We start from the raw sequence: 15,368 nt of genomic DNA, 5'->3' as shown, positions 1-15,368 counted from the left end.
TTTGGGACTGCAAAGGTAAAAACCTTTTTGTTATTCGCAAACTTTATTTTCTAAATTTCTTAAGCTCGCTTTTTAACCTTTTTCCACAATCCTCGTTTCCGATTTGGCGGGCTGCAAAAGTGCAGATTATTTTGGCTTTTGTCAAGTGAGATATTCACTTTTCTTTAACTTTTTTCTATCTGCCGGATATTCAAAAAACAACGCCCCTTTCGTTTGAGCGGATACAAATGTAAGGAGAAACGCGCTCTCTACCCAAAAGAATTTTCAAATAATTAAAACAATCGCATAACTACCTGAAAACTAAATATAAGCCATTGAACAAATTGCACCCAACAACTCCGGTGTGGCTAATATCCAACCTTCACTACTTGTTATTCCTGTTTGCAAAGCTTGTGGATTAACTTGTACGCGACAAACAATTCTGCCCAAAAACACAAAATGGGCGCGATTTTTTTTCCGTAAGTTTGAAATAGATATGGACACACCTTCTTTTCCGCCGCATTTTTTAGAGCAATTAAATGCCGAACCAGGCTTTGATAAGCAGAATTTTGTTGACGCGCATCAATCAGGGGCATCAATTACCTCAATAAGAATAAACCCTTTTAAGCCCTCGGGCATAAAAACCGATAAACAAGTGCCCTGGTGCGCAGATGGCTATTACCTAAATACCCGCCCTTCTTTTACTTTCGATCCATCGTTCCACGCGGGTGCTTATTATGTACAGGAAGCATCATCTATGTTTATTGATCATATCCTGAAAACCATCCGCCCCGAAAAGGAAGACCCTATTAAGGTATTAGACCTTTGCGCTGCCCCGGGTGGTAAAAGCACGTTGCTTAATTCGGCTTTGCAAAGTACCGACCTGCTGGTGGCGAACGAGATCATTAAAACGCGCGTACCTATATTAACGGATAACCTGAGCCGCTGGGGAACAACCAACACGATAGTTACCAATAACGACCCACGGGATTTTACTTCATTGAAAGGTTTTTTTGACGTGGTACTGGTAGATGCTCCCTGCTCGGGCTCGGGCATGTTCCGTAAAGACCCTGCCGCCATGAACGAATGGAGCGAGGGCAACGTAAACCTTTGCCACCAGCGGCAGGAACGCATCCTGGCCGATATTTACCCCGCCATAAACGAGGATGGATACCTTATATATAGTACGTGCAGTTATTCGCACCAGGAGAATGAGGATATACTGGATTGGCTCTGTGCCGAATTTAGCATGGAGAGCATCCGGATACCCATATATAAGGAGTGGGGAATTGTTGAAACCGAATCGCCATTGCAAAAGGCATGGGGCTACCGCTTTTACCCCGGTAAGGTTTTGGGCGAGGGTTTGTTTGCCGCCTGCCTGCGCAAAAAGGAAAGCACCGGCGGTGTAAGCAATTATAAAAACAATGCGCACCAGAAACTTGCAGCAGCCGAACTGGATATTGTACGTGGCTACGTGAACGAACCTGACGATTTTTACTATTTTAAAGTTTCCGACGACTGGCTGGCCATTAACCGCGAACACAAGGAAAGCCTGAATATGCTGCACAGGCAACTCTACATCAAAAAATCGGGCGTGCGAATTGGTAAGCTCGCCGGGCGGGATTTGATCCCCGACCATGAACTGGCCCTAAGCCTTGCTATTAATAAGGATGCGGTTTTATCTACTCCTTTAAATAAGGAACAGGCCATACAATACCTTCGCCGCGATAATATAGATATCACCATAAACGCTAAAGGCTGGAGCCTGATGGAATATGAAGGCCTTGCCCTGGGTTGGGCCAAGTTGCTGCCAAACAGGATAAACAATTATTACCCGAAGGAGATAAGGATAATGACACAGCAGGCGAGCCCCCCAACCCCCTGAAGGGGGAGCTTTTGATTTGCCGGGTGGTGCAACCGCAATAAAAAACTATGTCATCTCGAACGAGCAGCGGGGAGCTATGGGCTAGGCGAGGAGAGAACCTATACGCCGTGCATCCCGGCTATGCAAAGCGATCATGCATTAGTGCAACAGCAGGGCGTACAAGTTCTCTCCTCGCGCCTGCGCTCCATCATGCGCTGCTCGTTCGAGATAACAGGAGTGTATCGTTATTGATATTTGCCCGGTGGTGGATTGAAATTGGCGATTTACTCCTTATATATAGGCATGCCTTCTAAATCAAAAAAGGAGGCACAGTTCCCTGCGCCTCCTTTGAAGAGCCTCGACAATGCTTTAATTATTCCGCATCCTTGCTGGGTGTAACATCTATCTTGGCTTCGCGTTGCAGCTTTTTAAGCATTTCGTTACCTATCAACGCATCTATCATACCGTTACCACCGCCGTTTTGGCCGTTTATCAGTATCTCTGGCACTAATTTGATGCCGTTCATGGCCAGGGTTTCGGCTACACGCACTATGGCGTATTGTTCGGTACCCATGGCTTCGGTTTTTTGTTTGGTAACCTCGGCTTCGGCCAAACCTATCGCTTTAATTTTACCGGCATCGGCATTACCGTTTACTTCGGTAGCGGCAGCATCGGCTTTGGCGTTAATGGTTTTGGCTTCGGCATCTGCACGGGCAATAATGGTTTTATTTTCCGCGTCCGCTTTAGCGTTAATCACTCTCGATTCGGCATCACCCCTCGCAGCAGCCACTTTAGAGGCAGCCATCTGGGTGTTTATCTCTACCTGGCGGGTTGATTTTACAACCTCCGGCTGCATATCTGCACCGGCTTTAGCGCTTTCAAATTCCTTACGCTCTATCTGGGCGCTTTTTTGAATTTCGTAAGTAACGCGTTCCTGCTCGGCTATTTTACGGTCGGTAAGGGTTTTCATCAGTGCTTCCGGCGGCACAATGTCACCTATTAAGGTGTCCACACCTTCTACGTTATACTCGCCCAGTACTTTGCTTATTTGCGCGCGGGCATCTTCCTGCCTGTCGGACCGGTTGGTTAAGAACTCTATCACGCCACTTTTTTGTGCCGAGTTACGGAAGTAGTTGGCAATGGTAGGTTCCAGCACTTGCGAAACCAGGTTTTTCATATTACCAAAACGTGCGATAACCTTTGGTGCATCGTTACGCGGGATGTGGATGATCTGCGATACGTCCAAATTGAACGTAAAACCATCGTGAGAACGCACGCTGATGGTAGACAGATTTTTATCCAACTCGTGAGATTCGGTACGGCTGTTTGCCCAGTTGAGCACAATATTGGTCGTAGGTACAATTTCTACCGAGTGCGTGTAGATGTTCACCGGGTGTTTACCCGGGTCTAAAGGTTCGTCCCAAACACCTTTATCGTATTTCTTCACAATGTTACCATGGGTAAAGCCCACGCCGCTGGTGTCTTTACCTTCGGGGCCCACAAAGGAGTTCACTACGCCCACATAACCTATATGGATGTGGATCATCTCTACCTGTTCTACCACGGCAAACCATGGGTTAAGGTAATAGGTACCGGCCAGGATAACGTCTTCCTGCAAACCTTTGCGGCCGCCGGCCTGTATAAAGGCCATTGGGTCCTGATAGTTACGGTGCCCCGCAACCGAGCCACCGGCGATGTCGCCTTTTTCCAGCGGTTCACCATCCAGTGTGGTTACAATACCTACCTTGTTTTCCTGGATCCGGGTGATTGGAACCATGTCTATCTCGAACAGGAAGGTGTTGATACGGTAACTACCCGGCGTTAAGAACGCGGCCTGCGGGCCTTTTTGCCCGTTGTTTTCTAAAAAGGCCTGGGAATCCTGAAACTTGTCGCAGGGCACCGGTTTACCCAGCACACGGCCGGTATCCATCGGAGCGCCATCCTTTGCTTTTACCAGCCCCAATTTATCCTGCGGGATAACGGTAAACTGGCCCATGGTGATGGTATACTGCCATGGCCACATGCGCCAGTACAAACCCGGGGCAAGCGGTTTGCCCTGCATACCGGCTTCGCCATTTACAGCGATGATACGGCCATCCGGCAGCCGCTTGTCCCCATAGAGGGTAAATTTCTTAACAACCAAACCAATACGGTCATCAGGCACGATGATCATACCGAAAAAAACCTGCAGTACAAATTTGTACATAAAAAGGGCGGCAACAAGCGGCAACACCCACCAGAATTGGAGAATTGAAATAGAATCAGACATTTTGTTTTTGATTAATTTACCGGGGCCCTTAAGGTGCGGGCTCCTCACAATAACTTATAGCTTTATGAGACCTTGGCTATATAGCGTTTAATATGATTCCCGGCAATTACCATTGTTACAAAAAACTAAGGAATTATTTTTTAGGGAAAGCCAGAACAGGTCGCCCTTAATTATTATTGCCGTTTTCCGGCAGAGCGGGGCCTTCTCCCGTAAAGGTATTATCTACAATCGCGCGGATAACTTCATCTATCTCATTACCCACTACCAGCAAAAGATTAATGGCTTCTTTATTCTCCTGGCAAGCAAAATCCTCAAAATCTATCACGTTGATTAACCCGAGCATACTGGCCACGGGGCGGCGCAATTCGTGCGAGCTTAACGAGGCTATCTGGCGAAGCCGTTCGTTTTGGGCAACTATCTCCCTCTCTGTCCGTAAACGCGCGGTGATCTCCCTTGCAAAACAACCTGTGCCTACGATTTCTTGAGCGTCATTATATATGGGGTTAAAACTCACCTCAAAATACAAAGGCTCGCCCGGGCCCGAGTGGGTATTCTCATATATAACGGTATACCGTTCGCCGCTAAGTGCCCGCCGGTAGTAACCGGCCCATATCTCAATTGTTTGCGCGGGGCCGTATATAACAACGTCCTGCCCGTTAACCGGCACAATGCCCGTTTCATGCAATACTACGTCTCTGTACGAGGTATTGAAAAAAACGTACCGGTTATTTTTATCCAGGGACCAGATCAGGTCATCGGTATTATTAATGAGGGCTTCCAGATTGCTACGCGCCCAATCCAGTTCTTTCTCCGCAATTTTTTGCCGGGTAATATCCTTAATAAACACGGTTAGCCCCTCGGCAGATGGGTATACGGCGATACGAAGCCAAAGCCGTGAACTTTCAACGTATTCGGTAAATTTCAAGGTTTGCTGCGTTTCTGCAGCCAGGCGAAATTGCTGCTCAGCCTGCCCACCATTCAGCGTGGGGAAAACATCCCAAATACTATTGCCTACAAGTTCCTCGCTGGATTTGTGCGATAACGCCTCAAAGGCTTTGTTCGTTTTTATGAAACGCCAGTTGTTATCTAAAATTAAAAATGAATCTGTTATGCTTTCTATAAAATCATTAAGTTTTTCAACGGTGCGCTTTACCTCGTTTTGGATCTCTACCTTTTGGCTGATATCCTGCCCCACTCCCTGGATCTCGGTCACATCCCCTTCTTCGTTAATAATAGAAATAAACTCCCATTCGGAGGGGTGCCGCTTGCCAGCCTTATCCAGTTTTTCGCGCATAAGCGGGATGATCTTGCCTGGGGCGGCCACGCATTCTTCAAAGGCGCGCTGGCAGCGTTCCATATCTTCGGGCGCGGTGTTAATGGCGAAGTGCTGCCCTATCAGTTCCGCATCGGTATAGCCAAAAACTTCGCAATAGCGCTTATTAACAAAAGTGAAGTACCCCTTTGTATTTAAGCGGACCAAAAAGTTGGTTTGCGAATTGATGAGCGACAGCAAGAATTGCTCGCGCTTTAGCGCATCATCATTAACACCTGGCCTGGCACTAACAACCGGCGGAACGGATTCATTTAAAATGCTTAGTAAGATCTGCTGATTGGTTATCGCATCAGTATAAATGCTCCTTTTTTCGGTGATATACCGGCTGCCCGGGTCGTTTACGGTCAAAGTGCGGTAACTTACCTGTACAGGTTCGTCTTCGCTGAGCCGGCTGAGGGCTTCTTTTACGCTTTCGATATCAGCCGGGTGAATAGCTGCGTGCCAGAAATCGGCCTCAGTTGGAACCGTGTTCTCCGGATACCCGGAGAGCATACTTATGCAAGGGCCGATAGTAATATACTGTTGCAGCGACAGGTTAAATGCTATGATACATTCGCTTATTAAAGGCAAAATGCTTGGTTGCATAAGTGGCAATGAGGTTCAAAGCTAAAGTTATAATAAAATAAACAGCAAATGTTATCGGTACAACCAATTTGTGTTAAATAGCCAATTATATTCATTTAATAATAAGGCTTTTAATTTATTATAAATTTATTTACCTTTGCATCCCCGCAGAACAGACTCCGGGGACAATGTTGAATACATAACAATAAAAAATGGCAACTAAGATCAGACTGCAAAGACACGGTAAAAAAGGAAAACCTTTTTACTACATTGTAGTAGCAGACGCCCGCGCACCACGCGACGGCCGTTTCATCGAGCGTGTAGGTTCATACAACCCTAACACTAACCCGGCTACTATCGACATCAATTTCGACAAAACCCTTGAGTGGGTAAACAACGGCGCACAGCCAACAGACACTTGCCGTGCAATACTTTCTTACAAAGGGGTATTATACAAAAAACACTTACAAGGCGGTGTTAAAAAAGGTGCTTTAACTGTAGAGCAGGCAGATGCTAAATTTGCTGAGTGGCAGGACCAAAAAGACGGTAAGATCACCGGCAAAAAAACCAGCTTAACTTCTGCAAAAGACGAAGCCCGTAAATTAGCTTTAATTGCTGAAGCTAAAAAGAAAGAAGATAAAGCCGCTGCTATTGCTGCTAAAAACACGCCACCTGCCGAAGAAGTAGAAGAAGCTCCTGCTGATGATGCAGCTGCTGAAACTGAAGCAGAAAGCGCTGAATAATTTTCAGGATAAAAGAGTAAGGACAAAAGATACAGGCTCCGGTCTTGGTTCTTGATACTTGCTACTTGAATCTACACATGGCGAAGCAACCAACAGGTTCTTCGCCATTGTTATTTAATAAGGAATTTTAAAGATGAAAACAGAAGATTGTTTCCGGATAGGCACCGTGCTAAAAACCAAAGGGTTGAAAGGCGAAATGCAGTTATACATGGATTTCGACGGCGTAGAGAAGATAAAGATCACTTCGATATTTTTGGATATTGCCGGCAAACTGGTGCCTTTTTTTGTTGAATCGATAAAACATAACCAAAAGAACAGCGCTTACTTATACCTCGAGGATATAGACACCATAGAAAAAGCGGCTATGCTGGTGCGGAAAGATATCTACCTCCCCAATAAAGCCAAACCTAAAAAGAGGAAAGAGGAATTTACCCTTAAAGACCTTAAGGGTTTTATCGCTGTTGATATTTACGAAGGTGAGCTGGGTGAGATCATGGATATACACGAATTTCCACAACAACTGATAGCCGCCGTTAGCTACAAGGGCAACGAAGTACTATTCCCGTTGAACGAAAGTATCATCCAGGGTATAGACCGGGTGAAGAACATTGTAACCGTTGATCTGCCCGAAGGTCTGCTGGATATTTATATGGAGTAAACCAATTACACCAATATTTAAACGGCAAGGCAAATAATTTAACCCGTTTAAAATATTTCTTGAATGCTTTGCTTAATTTCGCATTAATGGGAAACATCGCAGAGGAATTTTTAGAGGCTTCGGAGCTGAAAGTGTTTGAGATGGATCACCGGCGCATCATCAACCATAACATTGGCAAGTATGATGTTTCGGTAGCGCGGGGGCTTTCGCGGATGATCAACCTCGATAATTCTAAAAAGAAGGGTCACGCCATCAAATGGAAGGTGATGGAGAACCTGGACAAGTTTTTGCCCGAGTTTGAAGCCAATTTTCAAAAACGCGGCGGCAAAGTAATTTGGGCGAATGATTTAGAAGAGGCGCAGCGCGAAATTCTTAATATCCTCACCAAAGCAAACGCCAAAACGGTTATCAAATCCAAATCGATGGTGACGGAAGAAATTCACCTGAATGCTTTTTTGGAGAGTAATAACATCGAATCGGTAGAGAGCGATTTGGGTGAATACATTGTACAATTGCTGGGCCAGCGGCCATACCATATTGTTACGCCGGCCATGCACCTGTCTAAGGAAGATATAGCCAAACTCTTTCACGAACGTTTTGGCACACCAGCCGATGCCACGCCAGAGCAACTTACCCAAAAAGCCCGCGAATTGCTTCGCGAAAAATACCTGAAAGCCGATGTAGGTATCACTGGGGCCAATTTTTTGATAGCCGATACCGGGAGCATAGCCATCAGCGAGAACGAAGGAAACGCCAGGTTAACCACCACCTTCCCCAAAATACAGATCAGCATTGTTGGGATAGAGAAAATTATCCCGTCAATTGCCGACCTCGACCTGTTTTGGCCCATGCTATCTACCCATGGCACGGGGCAAAATCTTACAGTATACAATACTATTTTAAGCGGCCCGCGCCAGCCCGGCGAAACCGATGGACCCGAAGAAATGTATGTAATATTACTGGATAACGGCCGCACCAACCTTTTGGCGCAAAAAGAACAGCGCCAGGGCCTGTACTGCATCCGCTGCGGGGCATGTTTAAATGTTTGCCCGGTTTATAAAAATATTGGCGGCCACACTTACGAAACCGCTTACACCGGCCCCATCGGTTCGGTTATTACGCCGCACATGCGTGGGATGGAAGATTTTAAGCATTTGAGTTATGCATCAAGTTTATGCGGGGCCTGCACCAGCGTTTGCCCGGTAAAAATTGATATCCATAAAATGCTGCTGCTTAACCGCCGCGACGCGGTGAATGAGGGCCTCGTTCCTAAGAAAGAGAAATGGGGATGGGCGCTCTGGAAAAAGGGAATGCTTAAACGCGGCCTTACCGATTTTTTTGGCGGCAATATGAAGAACACCCTCCTTCGCTTTTTCTTTAAAAATTCCTGGGGGCACTTTAAAGATATGCCCGAGGTTGCTGAAAAGTCTTTCAGCAAGCAATGGGCGGAACGGAGCCAAACTCCAAAACACGAAGAAGATTAATGCGTAAAGTTATACTGAACGTTGCGGTAAGCCTGGATGGACTTATTGAAGGCCCCAATGGGGAATACGACTGGTGCTTTGACGACGAAGATTACGGCCTCACCCCTTTTTTTCTTAGCATCGACGCTATATTTATCGGACGCAAAAGTTATGATATGATTCGTGCGCAACCCAATATGTTCCCCGGTAAAAAAATGTATGTTTTCTCGGATACACTGGTGCCTCGCGAAGATGAAGACGTAGAGGTTATCGGCACTGCAAACTTTGAGCACGCTGTTGAAGGCATTATAAACGAGGCTGGCAAAAGCATTTGGCTGTTCGGCGGTGCCAGCCTGGTTTCGGCATTTTTAGATAAACGATGGATAACCGAACTGCACTTATCTGTGCATCCCATTATTTTAGGTGCCGGCAAACCCTTGTTTGAAAGTATAACAGAGAAGGTAGATTTGCAATTTATTAGCCAGCAGGTTTATAATAGTGGCCTTATCCAACTCCACTACGCCCTGAAACCAAAATTTGATATGGAAATGCTGAAGCTATTGTAAAGGACCATCAATCCACTTACCTCTCACTACTCACCACTCATTACTCACCACTCCCTACTCACCAAATTAGTGCTTATCCCCGAAACCAAATTCTTTATACGTATTTGGCAATTCGTCCTGGTTACTAAAAGCGAAGGAATAAGTGGCAAACCAGGTCTCAAAATCGGCATCGTTAGTTTTCGACGCTTCGATATGCACGCAGCGCAGCATGTAGATCCCGTCGCGGCTCGGGCTGAAATATATTTGCCCGGTAGCGTCGGTAGCCAGCAATTGCGGGTGTACATTGCCCGATGCGGTTTTAATATACAATAACACATTGCTGTTTTTTAAAGGCTTACCCATAAAATAAACAACCGCGGTAATATCGTCGCCATAGCTTTTTTTGTATGGGTTTTGTTTCAGCACAATCTCCAGGTCGTTACCTAAAATTTTGCTGAACGCGTTGCCGCCACCGCCATCAACGTTAACCAGCGTTTTTAAATAGTAACGATATTTCTCTACCAGGTTTAGGCGACTGTCGTCCTTAATTTTTTCGGCCAAATTATCGTAGCCTTGTTTGGTAAGGTAAGCCACAAAATCCTCGTGCGGTAACTCGATGATGTCATCCTTGGTGTTCATTTCAACCATTACCATTCCGCTGCCGTTTACGGTGTACTTTAATACCGGGGTGGCGCTATCTTTAGCCACCTTAAGCAGGTCGGTTAATTTGGAGCCTTCGTATATGCTAAATTTGGCTGTCTTTTTGGAGTTGAACCTGTCCTCGCCGTCCTTCGTCAGGTTTTCGCCCGTGAGGAGGTGTACATTCAGCTGATCTCCTTTATGCAGGTAAAAGCTCTCCGGCAGTAAAAAACTATCAGGAGCAAAGGCGGTTAGACCAATTATGGCGAACAAAAAAAATAAAATGGCGTAAAAGTGCTTCATAGCAAAAAGATGGATTGCGTAAACATACAAAGTTTTAAAAACTTCTTAGCTTTACAGGAATGATTTTCGACCGTAAACATATCGATAATGACGGTTTAATAACGTTCTACAAGAAATTATTATTGCCGAGGCTGGTTGAAGAAAAAATGCTGATCCTGTTAAGGCAGGGGAGAATCGGCAAATGGTTTTCTGGTATTGGGCAAGAAGCAATTGCTATAGGCAGTACCCTGGCTATGGAAGCCGATGAGTACATCTTACCCATGCATCGTAACCTGGGCGTTTTTACCGCCCGTAATATCCCCATCTCCCGTTTAATGGCGCAATGGCAGGGCAAGCTCTCCGGCTTTACCCGCGGGCGCGACCGCTCTTTCCATTTTGGCACGCAGGATTATAAGATCATCGGGATGATATCGCACCTGGGCCCGCAAATGGCACTGGCCGATGGTATTGCACTGGCCGATAAATTAAGCGCCCGCAAAAAAGTAACCTTGGTATATACCGGTGAAGGCGCCACCAGCGAAGGCGATTTCCACGAGGCTATTAATATAGCCGCCGTTTGGGATCTACCGGTAATTTTCCTGATAGAAAACAACGGCTACGGCCTTTCTACCCCGGTTAATGAGCAGTATCGCTGCGAATCGTTATCAGACAGGGCCATTGGTTACGGTATTGAAGGGCGCAAGGTTGATGGCAACAATATCCTCGAAGTATACCATACCATTAACGAGCTGGCAAAAGACATGCGCCAGCGCCCCCGCCCGGTTCTGTTAGAGTGTATGACCTTCAGGATGCGCGGGCACGAGGAAGCATCAGGCACCAAATATGTTCCGCAGGAACTGTTCGCCGAATGGCAGAAGAAAGACCCGCTGGATAATTTTGAAAAATATTTACTGGATGAACAGGTGCTTCGCCCGGAATGGGTGCCTTATTTACGAAATGAATTTACCAAGCTGATAGATGCCGAGATAGAAAAGGTTTTCAGCGAGCCGGATATTATTCCGCATATCCAAACCGAGGTAGATAGCATGTACCGGTTGTACAGTGTGCCTAAACAACCTCCGTACGAAGTTTTATCAAACAAGCGCTACATAGATGCCATAAGCGATGGATTGAAGCAGGCTATGCGCAAACACAGTAACCTGGTGATCATGGGCCAGGACATTGCCGAGTACGGCGGTGCTTTTAAAATAACACAGGGCTTTGTGGAAGAATTTGGCAAGGAACGCGTCCGCAACACGCCGATATGCGAATCGGGTATTGTAGGTACGGCTATGGGACTGGCCTTAAACGGCTATAAGGCCGTTGTAGAAATGCAGTTTGCCGATTTTGTAACCTGCGGCTTTAACCAGATCATAAACAACCTGGCCAAAACCTATTACCGCTGGGGCCAGGCAATTGATGTGGTGATACGTATGCCGGCAGGCGGCGGTACGGGTGCCGGACCGTTTCATTCGCAAACCAATGAGGCCTGGTTTACCAAAACACCGGGACTTAAAGTGGTTTACCCGGCTTTCCCCGACGATGCCAAAGGTTTGCTGATGGCAGCCGTTGACGACCCCAACCCCGTAATGTTTTTTGAGCACAAAGCTTTGTACCGTAGTATCAGCGGCAACGTGCCCGATGATGATTATTATGTAGAAATAGGAAAGGCTAACATCGTTCGCCCGGGCACCAAGGCCAGTATAATAACTTATGGAATGGGGGTACACTGGGCTATAGAATACGCTGAAAAGCACCCCGAACACTCCATAGAGATCCTCGACCTGCGCAGTTTACAACCCTGGGATAAAGACGCTGTTAAAAAAACGGTGACTAAAACATCCAAGGTGATGATACTGCATGAAGATACGCTAACCAGTGGTTTCGGCGGAGAACTGGCAGCCTACATTGGCGAACATTGCTTTAAATACCTCGATGCCCCTGTAATGCGCTGCGCCAGTTTAGATACCGCTATTCCTATGAACAAAGCGCTGGAAGACCAGTTCCTGGCCAAAGCAAGGCTGGAAGAATGTATGGATGTGTTGTTGAAATTTTAGGAAATAATTTTTTTACCATCACGTCATTGCGAGGTACGAAGCAATCTACCGATATGCAATGCCGATATGCAATGCCGATATGCAAAGTTTGGAGATTTCTTCGTACCTCGCAATGACGCGTGGGGAACCGATGAACTCTTTACCCCTCCAACAATTCCACCTCCGCTACCGGGCTAAACAAATAAACCCTTCTACTGCTCACCTCTACGCATTTATAGCGCTTGCGCAATTTCTCTTCCTTACGGAAAACCCGGCCGTCTTTTAGTTTGAACAGGGATTTTATAGGCAGCTTTTCTACCGTATGTACCGATTCTTTCACCGGATCGTATTTGCGGAGGGAGCGAAACAGGGTAAGGTCCGAACAACTGGAGGCTGCCGGGTTATTTAAATAGTTAGTAATCGCCTGTTTAATATCCGGCGGAAAAACATCCTTCTCGAAGAAAGGCTGCATCATTTTCTTAAAGTTCGCCTTCCATTCGCTGCCATGGGGTTTTGCTTTTTGCTTATGCTCGTTCCAGGTATGCAGGTGGGCAAACTCGTGTACGGTGGTTACCAGGAACGCATATGGGTTCAGATCGAAATTAACGGAGATGCGATGGCCTTTACCATCGTAGGGAGCGCGGTAGTCGCCAAATTTGGTGCCGCGATTACGCGAAATTTTAAACTCGCATTTAAAGTAATCTATCCAGCGGCCAATTAAGGGTGCCGCCTCCGGCGGAAGATATCTTTCTAAAACTTTTACTTTATCCAATTTTTACCTCTAACCCAAAGATAGAGTTAAAAGCAGAAAGTTAAAAGTTGAAAAGACCAAGCCAACGCAACCAATTACTTTAAACCTTATACTTTTTACTTTACACTTACTTAAGCAAATGATATACAAGGAACGCTGCTCCATAAGCCAGCGCGGTCATATAGGCAAATTGCGCCGCGGGCCAGCGCCAGTCTTTAGTTTCGCGGTAAACAACGGCCACGGTACTGGCGCACTGCATGGCGAATGCGTAGAACATCATTAGTGAGAAGGCCACTGCCAGTGTAAATACCGGGCTGCCGTCGGGATTTTTAGCGTTACGCATTTTTTGTTGCACCGAATCTATGCGGTCGGCATCGCCATCTACGCTGTAAATGGTGGCCATGGTACCTACAAATACCTCGCGGGCGGCAAAGGATGTTATTAACGCGATGCCAATTTTCCAATCGAAACCCAGCGGCCTTATCGCTGGCTCTATAGCATGGCCTAAAACGCCCGCGTAGGAGTTTTCCAGTTTTTCGGTAGAGATCACGCGGGCAAGGCTATCAGGCTTCATGCTTCGCGCGTATTGCGGCGCATTATATTTTTGTTCGATGTTCTTAAACCTGTCGCCAGGGCCGTAAGAAGACAGCACCCAAAGAATAATGGATACTGCGATGATCACCTTCCCCGCCTCCAACACAAAGGTCTTAGCCCGTTCGTACATCGAGAATAAAACATTATTCCACCTTGGCATCCGGTACACGGGCAACTCCATAATAAAGTAACCGCGTTCGCGGGATTTTAAAATGAACTTCATCACCCACGCCACTATCACTGCCGATATTAGGCTGAGCACATACATGCCGGTAAGCGCCAGTCCCTGTAGGTTAAAGATCCACCAAATGTTCCGGCTGGGCACCACCAGGGCAATGAGCAATGTATAAACAGGCAGGCGGGCCGAACAAGCCACCAATGGGGTAACCATAATAGTGATCATTCGGTCCTTCCAGTTCTCGATGGTGCGGGTACTCATGATTGATGGTACCGCGCAGGCAAAACCACCTATCAACGGTACAACCGATTTTCCGTTAAGCCCCACCTTACGCATGATCTTGTCCATCATAAACGTAACGCGGGCCATATAGCCGGTATCTTCCAGTATGGATATAAATGCGAACAGTATAGCTATCTGCGGGATGAAAACCAGCACGCCGCTGAGGCCGGCAACTACGCCATCTATCAGCAGGTCGGTTAAAGGTCCGGCTGGTAAAATATCCCTTAAGCCCCCTTGTATCAGCACAAAAAGTTCTTCGATAAGCGACATAGGATACGCCGACCACGCAAATATCGACTGAAACATAAACAGCAAGATCCCCATGAAAATAACAAACCCAAAAACGCGATGGGTGAGGATCTTATCTATCTTGTTACTATGGCTTTCGTCTTGGGCGGTTACCGGCGTTTTTACCGTATCGTATAAAACATCGTTAATGTAATTGTACCGGGCAATGGTTTCGGTGGCCTGCGCCTTCTGCGAATGGAAAGAATGCTCCTTTTCCAGCTCTTCTATCCTATCACTTTGGGCGGGCGTTAAAAATTTTAAAGTTTCGTGCTGGTGCGCCAGTTGCAGGGCAAAGTATGGGTTTTCCGTATCTATTTCGCCGCAAATGGCATCGATCAATTCCGGCGCAATAGCCTTCACATCAATACTGCTCTCCTGCAGCGCGAACTTATTTGCAAACGAAATGGCCGCCTTTAAATTGGCAATGCCCTCCAGCTTTCTCGCCGAAATGGGGATTACGGGTACGCCTAACTTTTTTGCAAGCTGGTCTATATCTATAATAACCCCACCTTTTTTGGCAAGGTCTATCATGTTGAGGGCAATGATTACCGGGATTTTCAGATCGGCAACCTGGGTATAGAGTAAAAGGTTTCGTTTGAGATTGGTAGCATCGAGTATAACAACTACCAGGTCGGGTGTTAGGTCGCCATTCTTTTCGGCCAGTACCGAAAACACGATAGATTCATCTCGGCTTTTAGGGTATAAACTATACGTTCCGGGAAGGTCTACTATTTCGGCGCTGCGGCCATCGGGTAGCTGGGAATAGCCAAGCTTTTTATCAACCGTAACACCCGGAAAATTTCCTATTTTTTGGTTTAAGCCGGTTAACGCGTTAAAAAGTGTCGATTTACCGGTATTGGGATTGCCTACAAGCGCTACTCTGATATCAGCTTTCAATGC

At 46.5% G+C, this 15,368-nt stretch carries 11 protein-coding genes; 6 read left to right on the top strand and 5 right to left on the bottom strand.

Annotated features, from left to right (window positions below):
• Positions 1–475 precede the first annotated feature (475 nt).
• The gene (locus tag EPL05_RS23320; RefSeq protein ID WP_128536394.1) at positions 476–1,864 is read left to right on the top strand and encodes a methyltransferase RsmF C-terminal domain-like protein; all 1,389 of its coding nucleotides are present in this window, start codon (positions 476–478) and stop codon (positions 1,862–1,864) included.
• 352 nt (positions 1,865–2,216) lie between these two features.
• Here the strand turns inward: EPL05_RS23320 and EPL05_RS23315 are convergent, their stop codons facing one another.
• Together EPL05_RS23315 and EPL05_RS23310 are read right to left on the bottom strand one after the other, a co-directional pair.
• Entirely contained in the window at positions 2,217–4,112 is a 1,896-nt protein-coding gene (locus EPL05_RS23315; protein WP_128536393.1) for an SPFH domain-containing protein, read from the bottom strand.
• Positions 4,113–4,278: 166 nt separating this feature from the next.
• Positions 4,279–6,030: a PAS domain S-box protein gene (locus EPL05_RS23310; RefSeq protein ID WP_128536392.1), complete on the bottom strand. Its 1,752-nt coding sequence runs from the start codon at positions 6,028–6,030 to the stop codon at positions 4,279–4,281.
• A gap of 191 nt (positions 6,031–6,221) precedes the next feature.
• On the opposite strand from EPL05_RS23310, the gene EPL05_RS23305 reads away from it, so the two are divergent.
• The 4 genes from EPL05_RS23305 (at position 6,222) to EPL05_RS23290 (ending at position 9,439) form a co-directional block, all read left to right on the top strand.
• On the top strand, positions 6,222–6,752 hold the full coding sequence (locus tag EPL05_RS23305) for a 30S ribosomal protein S16 (protein ID WP_128536391.1): 531 nt from the start codon (positions 6,222–6,224) through the stop codon (positions 6,750–6,752).
• Between the two features lie 133 nt (positions 6,753–6,885).
• A complete protein-coding gene (rimM, locus tag EPL05_RS23300; RefSeq protein ID WP_128536390.1) occupies positions 6,886–7,410 on the top strand; it encodes a ribosome maturation factor RimM in 525 nt (174 codons plus the stop codon).
• Between the two features lie 86 nt (positions 7,411–7,496).
• Positions 7,497–8,894 (top strand): LutB/LldF family L-lactate oxidation iron-sulfur protein, encoded by a 1,398-nt coding sequence (locus tag EPL05_RS23295; protein ID WP_128536389.1) that lies wholly within the window; start codon positions 7,497–7,499, stop codon positions 8,892–8,894.
• Positions 8,894–9,439 carry a dihydrofolate reductase family protein gene (locus tag EPL05_RS23290; protein ID WP_128536388.1) on the top strand — a complete coding sequence of 182 codons (546 nt, stop codon included), beginning with the start codon at positions 8,894–8,896 and terminating at the stop codon, positions 9,437–9,439. The genes EPL05_RS23295 and EPL05_RS23290 overlap by 1 nt, the downstream gene beginning before the upstream one ends.
• Positions 9,440–9,505: 66 nt before the next feature.
• On the opposite strand, the gene EPL05_RS23285 is transcribed toward EPL05_RS23290, so the two are convergent.
• Entirely contained in the window at positions 9,506–10,360 is an 855-nt protein-coding gene (locus tag EPL05_RS23285; RefSeq protein WP_128536387.1) for a DUF4198 domain-containing protein, read from the bottom strand.
• Between the two features lie 59 nt (positions 10,361–10,419).
• On the opposite strand from EPL05_RS23285, the gene EPL05_RS23280 reads away from it, so the two are divergent.
• Positions 10,420–12,396, top strand: a complete 1,977-nt coding sequence (locus EPL05_RS23280) for an alpha-ketoacid dehydrogenase subunit alpha/beta (RefSeq protein ID WP_128536386.1) — start codon at positions 10,420–10,422, stop codon at positions 12,394–12,396.
• Between the two features lie 139 nt (positions 12,397–12,535).
• Here the strand turns inward: EPL05_RS23280 and EPL05_RS23275 are convergent, their stop codons facing one another.
• Both EPL05_RS23275 and feoB read right to left on the bottom strand, forming a co-directional pair.
• On the bottom strand, positions 12,536–13,147 hold the full coding sequence (locus EPL05_RS23275) for a SprT-like domain-containing protein (protein WP_128536385.1): 612 nt from the start codon (positions 13,145–13,147) through the stop codon (positions 12,536–12,538).
• Between the two features lie 106 nt (positions 13,148–13,253).
• Positions 13,254–15,365 (bottom strand): ferrous iron transport protein B, encoded by a 2,112-nt coding sequence (gene feoB / locus EPL05_RS23270; RefSeq protein WP_128536384.1) that lies wholly within the window; start codon positions 15,363–15,365, stop codon positions 13,254–13,256.
• Positions 15,366–15,368 lie beyond the last annotated feature (3 nt).

This window comes from Mucilaginibacter gilvus (genome assembly GCF_004054195.1).
Taxonomy (GTDB): Bacteria; Bacteroidota; Bacteroidia; order Sphingobacteriales; family Sphingobacteriaceae; genus Mucilaginibacter; species Mucilaginibacter gilvus.
The sequence above is the reverse complement of the archived record's forward strand: the minus strand, read 5'-3'. Positions and strand labels throughout refer to the sequence as shown.

Bases quoted from the DNA above. Each gene is read 5' to 3' on its own strand.
- EPL05_RS23320 (WP_128536394.1), top strand. From the start codon at position 476: ATGGACACACCTTCTTTTCCGCCGCATTTTTTAGAGCAATTAAATGCC.
- EPL05_RS23315 (WP_128536393.1), bottom strand. From the start codon at position 4,112: ATGTCTGATTCTATTTCAATTCTCCAATTCTGGTGGGTGTTGCCGCTT.
- EPL05_RS23310 (WP_128536392.1), bottom strand. From the start codon at position 6,030: ATGCAACCAAGCATTTTGCCTTTAATAAGCGAATGTATCATAGCATTT.
- EPL05_RS23305 (WP_128536391.1), top strand. From the start codon at position 6,222: ATGGCAACTAAGATCAGACTGCAAAGACACGGTAAAAAAGGAAAACCT.
- rimM (WP_128536390.1), top strand. From the start codon at position 6,886: ATGAAAACAGAAGATTGTTTCCGGATAGGCACCGTGCTAAAAACCAAA.
- EPL05_RS23295 (WP_128536389.1), top strand. From the start codon at position 7,497: ATGGGAAACATCGCAGAGGAATTTTTAGAGGCTTCGGAGCTGAAAGTG.
- EPL05_RS23290 (WP_128536388.1), top strand. From the start codon at position 8,894: ATGCGTAAAGTTATACTGAACGTTGCGGTAAGCCTGGATGGACTTATT.
- EPL05_RS23285 (WP_128536387.1), bottom strand. From the start codon at position 10,360: ATGAAGCACTTTTACGCCATTTTATTTTTTTTGTTCGCCATAATTGGT.
- EPL05_RS23280 (WP_128536386.1), top strand. From the start codon at position 10,420: ATGATTTTCGACCGTAAACATATCGATAATGACGGTTTAATAACGTTC.